The organism is Streptomyces sp. NPDC030840, from assembly GCF_055572015.1.
The window spans coordinates 145,346-159,822 of sequence record NZ_JBVIEE010000023.1 but is presented as its reverse complement, the minus strand read 5'-3'; the positions used below and the strand labels follow the sequence as shown (position 1 = coordinate 159,822).

Here is a 14,477-nt window from a genome sequence, read left to right as displayed (position 1 = left end):
CCCGCTATGCCCGGCACGCCTCACTAGGCTGATTATTGTGCTTGTCTCGCTGGCGAGACAAGCTTGATCGCGAGCCGGACGCCTGGTCGTTCGCATGGGCGACCTGGTCGACGCTATGGGTGAGGTGGGCAGGGTAATGTCTGATCGTGTTGCCGTGACAGGAATTTCGATTCGTGCGGCCGGTGTGCGGAGCGCGGCGGACTATTGGCGACTCCTGAGCACGGGACGTTCCGGTCGGCGTGAAATCGACAATGCGGAACTGGTGCGACGTAGGATTCCTGGCCGCAGATACAAGGACCCGGCATACGTGCCTGTTGCGTATTCCATGGAAGATGACCTCGGGTTCGATCTCAAGGCATTCGGATTCGGTCGGTCCGAGGCGGAGCTGACCGACCCGCAGCATCGGGCCATGTTGGAAGCTTGTTATCGGGCAGTGGAAAGCTCGGGATGCTTCATCGGTTCGCTGCCGGATCGCGTCGGAGTTTTCGTCGGATCACGGACGAGTGGCTACGGTGCGCAGATCGAACACTGCTCGGCCGCAGCCGACTGCAATGTGGATCTCGCCGGTCTGGCCATTGGAACCGATCCCGACTACATGTCGAGCAGAGTTTCCTACACCTACGGTCTCACCGGTCCCTCGATGACGGTCCTGACCGCCTGCTCGTCCTCAAGTGTGGCAGTGCATCTCGCCTGTCAGGCAATTCTGGCCGGTGAGTGTGACTCGGCACTGGCGGGCGGCGTCGCCCTGGACGTACGGGACGCGGGATATACGTTCACCGAGGGCGGCATTTACTCACGGCGAGGCCGGTGCGAGCCTTACATGGCGTCAGCCGACGGCACGGTGGACGGCAATGGCGTTGCCGTCCTGTTCCTACGCCGGTTGGATGCGGCGTTGGCAGCGGGCAACCCGATCCTCGGAGTCATCGCCGGTACCGCGGTGAACAACGACGGCCGAGAGCGCGTCGGCTTCACGGCACCAGGAGTCGCTGGTCAGACCGAATTGATCGAAGAAGCCCTCGACGTCGCCGAGTTGAACTCCTCCAGCATCGGCCTGATGGAGGGGCACGGCGCAGGCACGAGCATCGGGGACGCGCTGGAGATTGAAGCCGCGACCCAGGTCTTTCGATCCAGCGGTGCCGGTGCCGGCGAGTGTCGACTCCACTCTGTCAAGGCGAACATCGGCAACCTCACCGCGGCGGCCGGCGCGGCAGGCATCATCGGTTGCCTTCTGGCCCTACGCCATGGCCAGATCCCTCCCAACGCACCCCTGGTGGACGGGGCCCCGCCCATCGACCTGCGGGGCACACCGTTCAAGCTGGCAGACAAGCCGACCACCTGGCAACGGTCGGATCAGGGCCGCTATGCGGCGGTCAGTTCGTTCGGGCTGGGCGGGACGAACGCGCATGTCATTATCGGCGACGCCGAGCCGGAGTTGCGGCTCGCCTCCCGCAAGGGGCGGTCCTGGCAACTGCTTCCGCTGTCCGCGGACGACCCGGAACGCCTCACCGAAGCCGTCGACATTGTGCGTGCGGCCGTGGACGGAGCATCGGCCGAGGTGCGACAGGACATCGGCCACACGCTGCGCACCGGTCGCCCGGAACTCACCACACGCGCGGCCGCGCTGATCCCGGTCGACGGCAGCTCGACCGGCGTGTGGTGGCCGCGGCCGGTGGAGTTCCGTACGGCTCCCGAAGGGCCGCCGACACTCGTCTTCATGCTCCCCGGCGAGGAGGCCGGCGCGTCGGACGCGGCGCTCGCTCTCTACGAGGCCGAGCCGGTCTTCCGATCGACCGTGGACGACGGCCTCGCAGCCATGGAACAGGTGCTGCCTCCCCAGACGTTCGCGGCCGTGCGCGATGCGTTCCTCCACGGCAGGTATCCGACCGCGACGCAGGTCTCTCAACCGGTGCTGCACCTGCTCGGCGTCGGACAGCACGCATTCCTCAGCGACCTGGGAGTCGGACCGGACCTGCTGGTGGGACACGGCGTCGGCGAGCTGACCGCTGCCCAGCTGAGCGGTGTCCTCTCGTTCGAGGACGCGGCGCGGGCGGTGTGCTGGCGCAGCCAGGTCATGTCAGATATTGCGGAACGCGCCGAAGCCGCCGTCCGCTTCACTCGTCGGATGCGCGACGTGCGGCTGAACTCTCCCACGACGCCGACAAATTCCTGCGTCACCGGGACATGGCTGACCAGCGAGGAGGCCTGTGATCCCGGGTACTGGGGAGCACAACTGCGTGAGCACGTCCCGTTTGACGAGGCCCTGCGCTCGGTGGTGTCCGAGTACCCCGAGGCGGTGTACCTCCAGCTGAACGGCGGGACGAGTCTGCTGCGGACGGCCCAGCTCCCTGAAGACGCTGCCCTGGCCCTGGTGTCCGACGGAGAAGCCTCGGACAGCCGACGTTCGCTGCTCCAGGCGGTCGGAGCCCTTTGGGAACGTGGTGCGCGGATCGACTGGCAGGCCTACGCCGAGCGTGATCATGCGCTCCGCATCGACATGGCACCGCGGACTTTCGAGCGGACCCCCTATCTGCATCCGTCACTGCTGGAGCATTGCCCCGGGATCGACCCGGCGGAACTGTCGGGAAAGCAGGTCAGCCAATGACGTTCGACGCAAGTGCAAACCCGGCCTCGCTGTCGCAGCAGCGGCTTTGGTTCACTGAACAGCTGCTGCCCGGGACCTCCCGGAATAACCTGTGCGCGCGGTTCGTCGTACGCGGCGAACTGGACGTACCGACTCTCGAGCATGCGGTCAACGGCGTGATCGAACGGCATGAGGTCCTGCGGACTCGCTTCGGCATCCTGGAGGACGCCCTCGTCCAGGAGGTGCTGGACGAGGCACGCATCACCGTGCAGAAGCTCGACGCGTCCGATGAACCGTCGGTCTTCGCCAAAGCGGAGGAACTCGCCCGCGAACCGTTCGACCTGACCGACGCTCCCTTGGTGCGGGTAGGTCTGGTGCAGGGCAGCAGTGGCACCAGAGTTCTGGTGTTCGTGCTGCATCACGTCGTGGCCGACGCCCGGTCTCTGGACATTTTTCTGCGCGAGGTCGCCGAGCTCTACCGAAAGGACAGGGCAGGCGGTGTCCCGGACCTGCCCGAGTTGCCGCCCACCCGTTACGTCGACTTCGCGAGACGGCAGCGCGAGTCGGCGAACACGCCGGAGGCCATGGAACGACGGGCCGCGCAGGTAAGCGAGCTCACGGGTTTCCCGACGGTGGTCGATCTGCCGGCCGACCGCCCTCGGCCGGCCGTGCAGACCTTCGCGGGAGCGTCCTTGTCCTGGCGCGTCCCGCCCTCGCCGGTTCGCGAGCTGGAGAAGGCGGCACGAGAGCACGGCGCGACCCTCCAGACGACGGTTCTGGCCTCGTTCTCGGCCGTACTGGGTCTCTGGTCGCGGCAGTCACGGCTACTGGTGGCAACCCCGGTGGCCAACCGTTCGTCGGTCGACACCGAAGAGCTGATCGGTTCCTTTGCCAACACCCTCGTGATCCCGATGGACATGAGCGGGGATCCAACGTTCGCCGCATACATCGAGCGTGTACGTGACGTGTACCGGAGCGTCAAATCGCGGAACGTTCCCTTCGAGGAAGTCGTCGACGGCATCGCGCCCGAGCGCAGCCTGTCCCACAACCCGCTGGTCCAGGTGATGGTGGCATTCCACGACGGCTCCGTCCGTCAGACAGAACTGCCGGACGCCGAACTGGAACTGATCGACAACCAGACGGGAACCTCACAGTTCGACCTGGTACTCAACGTCACTCCGCTCAGCGACGGTCTCGACTGCCGACTCCAGTATTCGACCGATCTCTTCGACCAGGACACGGCGGAGCGGTTCGTCCGGCACCTGCGGCGGCTGTGGGAGGTCGTCGCCGTCAACCCGGACGTCCGCGTCGAGAACATCGACCTGGCGGACGCGGAGGAGCGGGCCGTACTCGCCACACTGGGCACGGGCCCCACGCGTCCGGTCGACACTCGCGCGCTTCCCGTCAGGCTGGCCGCGACTGCGCACAGCCGACCGGACGCCGTCGCGGTGAAGGCGTCCGACGGCACCTACACCTACGCGGAGCTCGTCGAACGAGCGGATGCGATCGGTGCGGCGCTGACGGCACGTGGGCTGCGGCCGGGCGATCTGGTCGGTGTGGCTCTCCCGCGCGGCCGCGACCTGCCGGCGGGCCTGCTCGGCGTCTGGGTCGCGGGAGGAGCCTACGTACCACTCGACCCGGCGTACCCCAGCGCCCGGCTGGAACACATGACGCAGGACGCCGGCATCAAGGTGCTGCTGAGCATGCGCGACCTCGCCGACCGCATCCCCGTGCCCCCGGGTACCGAAGTGCTGCTGCTGGACTGGCCCGCCTTCCCGCTCCCGGCCGAACAGCCGACCTGCGTGCCGTGCGGCGACGACGTGGCTTACGTGATCTACACCTCCGGCTCGACCGGCCGCCCCAAGGGCGTGATGGTCAACCACAAGAGCCTCGGGAACCTTCTGGACGACTTCGTGTCCGAGTCCGGGTTCGGCACGCGCGACCGGTTGCTCGCACTGACCTCCCTGTCCTTCGACATAGCAGGACTGGAGCTCTGGCTCCCACTGCTGACCGGCGGGACGCTGGTGATCGGGCCTCCAAGTGTCGGGGGCGACCCGGAACGCCTGCACAAGCTGCTCTCCGACGAGGAGATCACGGTGGTGCAGGCCACCCCGGCGACCTGGAAGCTCTACGCCTCGTCCCAGAGCGTCACGCCGCCCGCACTACGGCAGATATGGAGCGGCGGAGAGCACCTGCCGCACTCGCTCGCCCGAGCGCTGACCGCGATGGGGCCCGAAGTGCACAACCTCTACGGGCCGACGGAAACGACCATATGGTCGACGCGTGCGGTGCTGGGGCGGTCCGACACCGTCACCGGGATCGGGCGACCCACTGCGAACACCCGCCTGTTTGTCCTCGACGCCGCCGGCCGCCAGGCGCCCATGGGGGTACCTGGAGAGCTGTGCATCGGCGGTGCGGGGCTGGCACTGGGCTACCTCGGCCGCCCCGAACTGACCGCGCAGCGGTTCGTCGACGTCGAAGGGCTGCCCGTTTACCGCACGGGAGACCTCGTCAGGTGGCGGTCCGACGGAAACCTTGAGTACCTCGGACGTCTCGACGACCAGGTGAAGATCCGTGGGCACCGCGTGGAACCCGGGGAAGTCGATGCCGCGGCCCGAACCTGCCCCGGCGTCCGCGACGCCTGCACGCTGGCCGTGACGACCTCCGCGGGGGAGGACCAGATGGTCACCTTCGTGACACCGGAGAGCGTGGCGGAGCAGGCCGATGGCACCACAGAGGACTGGTGCACCATCTGGGAGACCACCTATGCCGAAGGCGAACCCGCCGCCGAAGACGACTTCAACCTGAAGGGCTGGCAGAGCAGCTACTCGAAGCAGCCACTACCGAAGACGGACATGCGGGACTGGGTGACGCGGACCGTCGACCGAATCGCCGAAATGGGCGCCCGCACCTTCGCGGAGATCGGCTGCGGCACTGGATTGCTGCTGCTGCGCCTGGCCCCTGCGGCCGACCGCTATCTGGGGATCGACTTCTCCACGGAAGCCATCGGTCATGTGCGGGACGCAGTTGCCCGAAGGGGGCTCGCCGACCAGGTGCGGCTGGCCACGGCCGCTGCCACGGAGATCGGGGACGTGGCCGGCGGAGAGCTCTTCGACTGCGTGGTGATCAACTCCGTAGCCCAGTATTTCCCCGGCCGGGACTACCTTACGGAGGTCCTGACCGAAGCGAGCAAGATCGTTGTTCCTGGCGGTCACATCTTCGTCGGCGACCTGCGGAGCCTGAAGCTGGCAGAGGCGTTCCACGCCGGCGTGCTGCAAACGGACGACCGGATAGGCGCCGAGGAACTGCGCGCCCTCGCCGCACGGCACGCACTGGAAGAAGACGAACTCCTCATCGACCCCGGCTATTTCGCGGAACTGCAGGACGCGCTTCCGGCGGTGACCGGAATTCAGGTCTCGCTCAAGGCCTCCGTGTTCGACAACGAAATGACGCGCTTCCGCTACGACGTCCTTTTGAAGGTCGGCGGGGAGGTACCGGACCAGCCGCAGCCCTGCGAGTACCGCGGTTGGGAGGAGGTCTCCGACTTCGCAGGCCTGGACGGGCTGCTCGACACGTCGAGCTCGGTCGCGGTCGTCGTCGACGGCATCCCGAACGCCCGCGTCGCCCGCTTCGCCCAGCTCGTGGCGGGTGACGAGGCGCCCCACTCCACGTTTTCGCCGGAGGAACTCGACGAGGTCGCGGCCCGGCACGGCTGGGAGACTCACCATGCCTGGTCCCCTCGCCTCCCGGAGCAAGGACGCATTCGGACGGTCTTCACTCGCCGCGGCCAGTGGGGCGGAGACTTCCTCCACGAGCGGCCGACGGTCGACGGGCCCGTCAGCAACGACCCCAGGCAGGGCTCTCTGCTGCGAGTGCTGAAGCACAGCGCGCGGGCGTTTCTGCGTCAGAGCCTGCCCGAGTACATGGTGCCGAACCGGGTGCTGACCTTGCCGACACTGCCGCTGACCCCGAACGGGAAGACCGACCGGAACGCCTTGAAGGCTGTCGCCCGGCAACAGGTCTCCAGCACGGACCATGTCCTGCCCAGCGGACCCGTTCAAAATCTTCTGCACGAGATCTGGAGCGAAGTGCTGGACGTGTCCCGGGTCAGCGTCACGGAGAACATCTTCGACGCCGGCACCACATCACTGCTCGTGGTGCGGATACGCCAGGAACTGCGTGACCGGCACGGCATCGACGTCCCGCTGACTTCCTTCTTCACCTACCCGACGATCTCCGCACTCGCTGAAACTCTCCAACCAGAAGTGGATCGTCGTTCCTTCGACGGACAGTCCACAAGCCCTCGTGCGCGCAACGCCACAGCCGCGCGGCGCCGGCAGAACCGTCGGCAGCAGGAGAGGAGGCATCCGGAGTAAGGATTCCGGCCACGTACCGGCGGGGAAGCTCAGGTATCTGCCTCACGGCGAGGCAGATACCTGTCTTCGTACCTAGCTCGCGTTCACGGCTTCCTGGCCTTCGTGGTCGAGTTCGTCCAACGGCCGCTCGCTGTTGGCGACCATGGCGCTGAGCAGGTTCCGGTAGTACTGCGGGAGGCGCTCGACGAGGCCGGAGTCGACGAGGTCGGCTGCGGCCTCGAACTCGCACCGGAATCCGTCCGTGCTGTCCACGATGTTCAGTGCCAGGGGATTGCCAGTGTGGGTGATCGGCAGCGGGTCGGCTTCCGAGACCGTGAGCCCGTCCATGGGGGGCACCACGACCTGGCGGTAGAACGACATCGACGTGGTGAACAAGTCGCTGCGCAGACCCGCCCCGGGCGGGGAGAAGTCCGTGACCAGGTCCGCGAACGGGTAGTCCTGGTGCTCGAGTCCGGTGACCAGTTGCGTGAGCACCTCGGCCACGTAGTCCGCGACGAGCATGTCCGCCGATCGGCGCAGGCGCAGCGGCAGCAGGTTCGAGCAGTATCCGACCACCTGGTCCAGCTCCGGCGGACGCCGGGCGGCCGCGACCGGCACCAGGACGTCGTCCTGCCCCGTCAGTCGCTGCAGCAAGGCCCCCCAGGCCGCCACCAGGTAGGCGAAGACCGTGACGCCCTCGTTGCGGGCGGCATCGCGCATCTCTCCGCAGAACTCGGGGTCGAGGAGAAGGCTGTGCCGTACCGCGCGGTAAGGGAACGGGCTCGGCTGCCCCGACAACGGCAGTTCCAGCGCCGGAACGTCCTTCAGAAGGGACCGCCAGAAGTCGCGGTGCTCGACGGCGGTGGGGCCGGCGGCGACCCGCTGGTGCCAGGTGAGGTAGTCCCGGAACTGCGCGGCCGACGGCAGTTGGGGGCTCGTGCCACGGCACCTGGCGTTGTACATCGCGGCGAGGTCGTTGAGCAGGACGCTGTAGGACCAGCCGTCCACGGTCGCGTGATGCACCGTCACCAGCAGCAGATGCCGTTGCGGGTCGACCTCCACCACAGCGGCGCGGAACACCTCCCCGTCGACCGGGTCGAGCGGCCGTTCGGCCCAGCTCCGCTGGAAGCGTCTGAGTTCGTCCTCGTCCCCGCAGGTGTGCTCGGTCAGCACCTCGCTCGGAGGTGTCTCCGACGCGGGACGGACGACCAGCGTGTCACCGTCCGAACCGAACGTGGTCCGCAGCGTCTCGTGGCGGGCGACCAGGTCCCGCACGGCGGTGCGCAGCGCGTCGCGGTCGAGCGGGCCGTCGAGCCAGAACCCGACGGACATCTCGAAGGCGGGCACGCCGCCCTGGTCGAGGGCCCGCAGCTGCCGCTGCGCGCGGGTACTGCGTGGCGCTGCCGCATGAGGCACGGGGCCGGCCGGATTCGTACGGCTGCTGCCGAGTAGGCCGTGGGCCCGCAGCTCCTCGACCGATTCACGCACCGCGGTACGGATGTGGTCGAGGTCGGCCTGCTCGTGCGCGGTGGACAGGAAGAAGTTGCGCAGCTCCCAGACGAACACGCCACGGTCGAGCAGGTTGAAGTAGAACGGGTCCATGTTCGCCTGGTGCTCGAACTTGAAGAGCGAGGAGAACCTGTGGACTTCGATCGGCACGTCGAGCTCGCGGAAGTCGGCGTTCAGCTGGTCCGCGAACGTCGCGGTCGTGCGGTCGAGGTTCCGTTGCAGTTCCGGTCCCTCTGCGCGGAGGTGGTCGAGGACCGCCTTGGCCGTCGCCATGGTCAGCGGATGCTGGTTGAACGTGCCGCCGAAGAAGGTGGATTCCACCCTCGGGCCCGAGTCGTCGCCGAAGTTCCAGACGCCGCCGTCGATCGAGTCCATGACCCCACCGCGTCCGGCGATCACGCCGAGCGGCATGCCGCCTCCGACGATCTTGCCGTAGGTGGCCAGGTCGGCCTCGATGCCGTACAGCCCCTGGACGCCCGCCGGATGACAACGGAAACCCGTGACCATCTCGTCGAAGATGAGCTTCGTACCGTGGCCCCTGGTGATCTCCCGGACCGCGCGCAGGAAATCGGGCTTCTGCACGCCAGGAGTGCGCAGCGTCACCGGCTCGGTCAGAACCGCGGCGAGTTCCGCTCCGTGCTTGTTGATGAAGTCGAGAGCGTCGTCGGAGCCGAACTCGAGCACGGACACGTTCTCCACGGCATGCGGCGAGACGCCCGGTGTGAGCGGTCGGGTGCCGAACACGCCGTTCTCATGGGAGGGCACGGCGAGCACGCTGTCGAAGTGGCCGTGGTACGCGGTGGAAAAGACCACGATCTTGTCGCGGCCGGTCGCCGCCCGTGCGAGCCGGACCGCGGTCATGACTGCTTCCGTGCCGCTGTTGAGGAAGGCGACGCGCTCCATGCCGGTGAGTTCGAGTATTCCGGCGGCGACTTCCTCGACCAGCTGGGTGCGCGGCCCGAGGCTGAAACCGACGTCCAGCCGCTCGCGGATGGCCGACATGACGACGGGTGGATTGTGGCCGAGGAGGTGGACGCCGTATCCCAGGGTGAGGTCGACGTACTCGTTCCCGTCGATGTCCCACAGCCGTGAGCCCTGCCCGCGCTCGGCGACGATCGGGTAGAGCATCTCCTTGGTCGAGGGCCGAAAGCCGACAGTGGACCGACTGTCGGCGACCAGCGTCCGGAACCGCTGGGCGAATTCCTTGGAGCCCTTGGTCCGAGCGCCGAGACGGTCGGCGAGCTCCTTCAGGTAGCGGGCGCGCTCCGGCGTCTCCACGGGGCTGATCGCGCTGCTCCGTGCGCCGGGTGCGAGCGGCACCACCGACCTCGCCGGTGCCGGCCGCGCAGGGGAGAGCGCCGCGGGCGCCGACGCGCCGGCTCCGGACGCGGGCCCGGTGGCCGGGCCGGCCGTGGGGGCCGGTTCGTTGCCCGCCAGCAGCTGGAGCTGGCGCTGCATGACCAGGAGCTGTTCCTTGATCAGGTCCTGCACGGCCGTCGAGACGCCCGGCACCGAGGCACCACCTGGCGTCGGCAACGCGGTCGATGATGCTGCGACTGTTGGTGCGCTGTCGATCGGCGCCACCGGCGAGAGTGCCGGTACCGATGCCGTGTCAGCTACGGCGGCTACGGAACTTACGGCAGCCATGGCATCGGTGGTGGACACAACAGCGGGCGAGGGCGGTACCGTCCGCGCTCCCGGCAGCTTCTCCGCCGGTGCGTGCGCGAGAAGGTACGCGGCGAGGTCGGGCAGAGTCTGGACGTCACCGAAAAGCTGCCGGAGCGGCACTTTGCAACTGTAGCGGTCCTCCAGGCGCTGCAACATGCCGAGCAGCGACATCGAGTCCCCGAGTTCCGTGAGCGGGAGGTTGGGGTCCAACTGTTCGGGCTGGATGTCGAAATAGTCGCCGACGACGGTGGCGAGTTCCTGGAGCAGGGGTTCCACTGTGCTCTCCTCGTGGTCGAACATCAGGCTGTTTCCCTTCGGCGGCCGACGCGGCGGTGGGACGGCGCTGCCGTTCGTCCCGCGGCCAGGCTTGCCGCGAGGCGGTCGATCGTCGGGTTTGCGAGGAGTTCGACTGCCGTCAGCGGCACGCCGAGCCCTTCCTCGATGCGCCGGGCGAGCCTGACCGCGAGCAGCTCGTCGCCACCCACGTCGAAAATGCTCAAGTCGTACCGGTTGATCTCGGTCCGCAGCACTTCGGACCACAGTTTCGCCAGCGCCCCCTTCAGCTCGTCGCCACTCAGCTGCTGCTTGGGCCTGGGGGAGGCGAGGGCGGGGCGCACCGGCTCCGTGAGGGCCGACGGCTGCTGGATGCGGCGGTTCGGGTCGGTCGTGGAGACCGAGAGCAGGGACGGCATGTCGGAACGCAGAACAAGGTCAAGGACGTTCTCACACTGTCCTGGTGGCAGGGAGTCGTCCCAGTCGATGTCGATCACTCCGTCCATGCCCGATGCCTGGGCATGGAGGAAACGGTCGGCCGCCGCTTGCCACGGGTCGCCGCCCGGCACGGAGTTGAGGGAGCCCATCGTGACGCCGAAATCGACGGGCGTGTCGGCGAAGATCTCGGCCAGCACCAGCGCTCCGCGGACCCTCGGGGCGAGGGCCTGCCGCCAGGCCGCCCGGTCGGTGGGGTCGACCCCGCGGTCGGCCTGGTCGTGTGGCGCGCCGGCACAGTGGAACCATCCGTCGATCCGGCCGAACCGCTGATGGGCGGTGCCGACCAGCTCCCGCATCGCCCCCGCGTCGGTGACGTCGACGGACGCCGCCATGACGGTGGCGCCGAGGCGTTCGAGGTCGCGGACGGCCTCGATCTTCCGGCTGACCGGATCGGCTGCTCCGTGCTCGGCGATCCACCTGTCGAACGCGTCGGGTCGCGGCAGCGGGGACTGCCCGGTGAGCACCAGCTTGGCCCCGGCGACGCGGGCCAGGTGGCCGGCGAGGGTCAGACCCATCTGCCCGAGACCGCCGGTGATGAGGTACACACCGCCGGGGCGCAGCCGACTGGTCGGGACCGACGGGCCGGGGCCGGCCGCTGCGGGAACGAGATGCCGCGTCCAACGGTGCCCGTGCCGGAACGCGACCGGGGCCCCGGTCGGGGCGACGATCTCCGCGAGGAGGGCTTCCGGTGTGAGGGTGCTCCCGCCGATGTCGATGCTTCGACAACGGAGCCCGGCGAATTCATGGGATATACGGTTCAGCGCGGCTTCGGTCATCGCGGCGGCGGGCGCGAGGGTTTCACCGCCCGTGATGTCGTGCACGTCGCGGACTACCACCCCGATATGCGCGCCTTTGTGGCCCGGACCACGGGCGAGCCGCCTGGCGACGTCAAGAACGGAGAACAGCCCGAGGTCGCAGGCCTGGTCCAGACTGTCGGTCGTGAGGTGCCCCGGAGCGATGTCGAGAGACCAGAGATGCACGACCCGCTCGGGGGCCAGCCCATCCACCGCGAGCGCGTCGAACAACTTCTCGTAGTCGCCGGAATCCGTGGGATCGACGACGAACGAAGCGGCGTCGACTCGGCCGAAAACACCACCCTGACGTACGACGACCACGGCGGCGCCTCGTTCGCGCAGGGAGCCTGCGAGCGAGTCGCCGACCCCACCGGAGTCCCCGAACAGCAGCCATGGGCCGGCGGGCAACGTGCTTTCCGCGGGCACGCCCGGTCCTGGGCCGAGGCGCTGCCATGACGGTGTGTACAGCCACCCGGCCGGATTCTGACTACGGCTCGGCTCTTTGTGGCCGGAGGCGGGTGGCGGTTCGAGACGGAGGAAGGTGCGCTGCAGCGGGTGCACCGGCAGGGGGACGCGGTGCCGCTGTCCGCCGTACCAGCCGGACCAGTCCACCGGCACGCCTTCGGTCCACAGTCGTGCCGCGGCGGTCAGAAGCCTGGCCACGGGCGGCAGGGCCTGTTCGTCGTCGAGGCCGGAGCCTGCCGGGAGTACGGGAGGGTTGCCGACAGCCACCACGGCCGCACCGTCCGCCGCGCGGCCGGTGAACGCGTCGGCCAGCCGGTCGCCCTCCCAGACGTCCCGGGTCCAGTGCAGCGGGTCGAGCAGCCGTTCCTGCGGCAGTTCACCGCCCACGACGGCCGACAGGAGGTGAATGTCTGGAACTCTCGGGCGCACCTCGGGGACCTGGTCGTTCAGTCCTGCTCGCCAGGACAGTAGTGCCAGTGCCTCGGACGGTTCGAGGACGCCGGCGTAACAGGCCGCGAGGAGTTCGCCCACCCCAGCCCCTCCGACCGCCGCCGGCCGGACGCCGGACTCCGTCCACAGCGTCGCGAGCACCTGGCTCGCGGTCACCAGAGCCGCCGACGGGTCGTCCGCACTCGGGACGGCATCCCCGGAAAACCGCTCCGCGATGTCGGCGACCGCGGGCAACTGTGCACACAACGCACGGAACTCCTCGGCCGGGACGTCGCCGAAGAGGAACGACACGGCCGGGGTGGTCTCCGCCACCCGCCCGCCCGCGCTCTCGCCCTCGGTGAGCGCACGCAATCCGTCCGCGGCGGTAGCGCGGTCCGCCGCGGTGACGGCGTAACGATGTGCATGGCCGCGACGGCCCTGCCGCAGCGTGAACGCCACGTCGGCGAGCTCGGGCGCCTCCGGCCCCTCCAGTACATCGGCCAGCCGACCGGCCAGCTCTCGCAGCGCCAAGTCGCTCGGGGCACTCACCGCAAGCGTCTGCGGGCCGCCGGTCGTCGTCGGCCGGCCGGGGAGCGGGGGTGCCTCCTCCAGGACGAGATGAGCGTTCGTGCCGCCGATACCGAACGAACTCACTCCGGCCCGGCGGGGGGTCTCGCCCGACGGCCAGGCCATCGGCAGGGTGTTGATGTGGAACGGGCTGCCCACCAGATCGATCTGCTGGTTGGGCCGGTCGAATGCCGGGTGACCCGGGATCTCCCGGTGCCGCAGGGCCAGCACCGCCTTGATGAAGCCGGCGATTCCCGCCGCGGCGGCGAGGTGCCCGACATTCGCCTTGACCGAGCCCAGGGCGCACTGGCCCGGCCGGGCACCACCGTCGGCGAAGGCCTCGCTCAGCGCGGCGAACTCGATGGGGTCGCCCAGCACCGTGGCGGTGCCGTGCGCCTCGACGTACGTGATGGTGTCGGCGTCCACCTCCGCCACCGCCTGCGCCTCGGTGATCACGGCCCGTTGCCCGCCGATGCTCGGAGCCGTGTAGCCGATCTTGTCGGAGCCGTCGTTGTTGATCGCCGAGCCCTTCACCACCGCGAGGATCTGATCGCCGTCCTCGATGGCCTCGGCCAGCCGCTTCAGGGCGACAAGCCCCACCCCGTCACCGAAGGTCGTCCCTGCTCCGTCGGCGTCGAACGGCCGGCACCGCCCGTCCGGGGAGAGGATCATCCCCTCGCTGAAGACGTAGCCCGGATAGCTGTTGGCGATGACCGACACCCCGCCCGCCAAGGCGATGTCGCACTCACCTGTGAGCAGGCTCTGCACGGCCAGATGCACAGCGACCAGCGACGTCGAACAGGCGGTCTGCACGTTGACGCTCGGCCCGTTGAGATCCAGCTTGTACGAGATCCTGGTGGTCAGGTAGTCCTTGTCGTTGGCGATCATCAGCTCGGTGCCGGCGTAGCCCAGCGGGTCACAGGAACGAGCCACGACATTCGTCAGGTACGTGTTCATCGACGCACCGGCGAACACGCCGACGGCCTGAGCGTCCGCTCCACCCGAGTAGCCGATTGTCTCCAGCAGCTCCCACGCGACCTCGAGCAGGATGCGTTGCTGCGGATCGAGCAGTTTGGCCTCGCGCTTGGTGAAGCCGAAGAACTCGTGGTCGAAGTCGAACGCGTCCGGCAGGACCGCGGCCCGTTTGACATAGGCGGGATCACGCAGCACCTGCTCCGGCGCCCCGGCAGCCGCGAGTTCGGCGTCCGTGAAGGTGGTCAGCAGGTCGTCCCCGGCACGCAGCCGGTTCCAGAACTGAGCCAGATCCCCGGCGCCGGGGAACCGGCCGCACATGCCGATCACGGCCACGTCATTCTGCCGAGCCGTCGGATCGGCCAT

4 protein-coding genes are annotated in these 14,477 nt (G+C 68.5%); 2 read left to right on the top strand and 2 right to left on the bottom strand.

The window, feature by feature from the left end; translation table 11 throughout:
• Nucleotides 1-94 precede the first annotated feature (94 nt).
• Entirely contained in the window at nt 95-2,602 is a 2,508-nt protein-coding gene (locus tag ACZ49J_RS36085) for a beta-ketoacyl synthase N-terminal-like domain-containing protein (protein WP_467454870.1), read from the top strand.
• Complete coding sequence (locus tag ACZ49J_RS36080) at nt 2,599-6,957, top strand: non-ribosomal peptide synthetase (protein ID WP_467454871.1); 4,359 nt, start codon at nt 2,599-2,601, stop codon at nt 6,955-6,957. Before ACZ49J_RS36085 ends, ACZ49J_RS36080 begins: the two co-directional genes overlap by 4 nt.
• Before the next feature lie 72 nt (nt 6,958-7,029).
• On the opposite strand, the gene ACZ49J_RS36075 is transcribed toward ACZ49J_RS36080, so the two are convergent.
• Together ACZ49J_RS36075 and ACZ49J_RS36070 are read right to left on the bottom strand one after the other, a co-directional pair.
• Nucleotides 7,030-10,413, bottom strand: coding sequence for an aminotransferase class III-fold pyridoxal phosphate-dependent enzyme (locus tag ACZ49J_RS36075; RefSeq protein WP_467454873.1), 3,384 nt, complete (start codon nt 10,411-10,413; stop codon nt 7,030-7,032).
• On the bottom strand, nt 10,413-14,477 hold the full coding sequence (locus ACZ49J_RS36070) for an SDR family oxidoreductase (protein WP_467454874.1): 4,065 nt from the start codon (nt 14,475-14,477) through the stop codon (nt 10,413-10,415). The genes ACZ49J_RS36075 and ACZ49J_RS36070 overlap by 1 nt, the downstream gene beginning before the upstream one ends.

Excerpts from the sequence above, each read along its gene's own strand:
- ACZ49J_RS36085 (WP_467454870.1), top strand. The coding sequence starts at position 95 with ATGGGCGACCTGGTCGACGCTATGGGTGAGGTGGGCAGGGTAATGTCT.
- ACZ49J_RS36080 (WP_467454871.1), top strand. The coding sequence starts at position 2,599 with ATGACGTTCGACGCAAGTGCAAACCCGGCCTCGCTGTCGCAGCAGCGG.
- ACZ49J_RS36075 (WP_467454873.1), bottom strand. The coding sequence starts at position 10,413 with ATGTTCGACCACGAGGAGAGCACAGTGGAACCCCTGCTCCAGGAACTC.
- ACZ49J_RS36070 (WP_467454874.1), bottom strand. The coding sequence starts at position 14,477 with ATGGCCGATCCGACGGCTCGGCAGAATGACGTGGCCGTGATCGGCATG.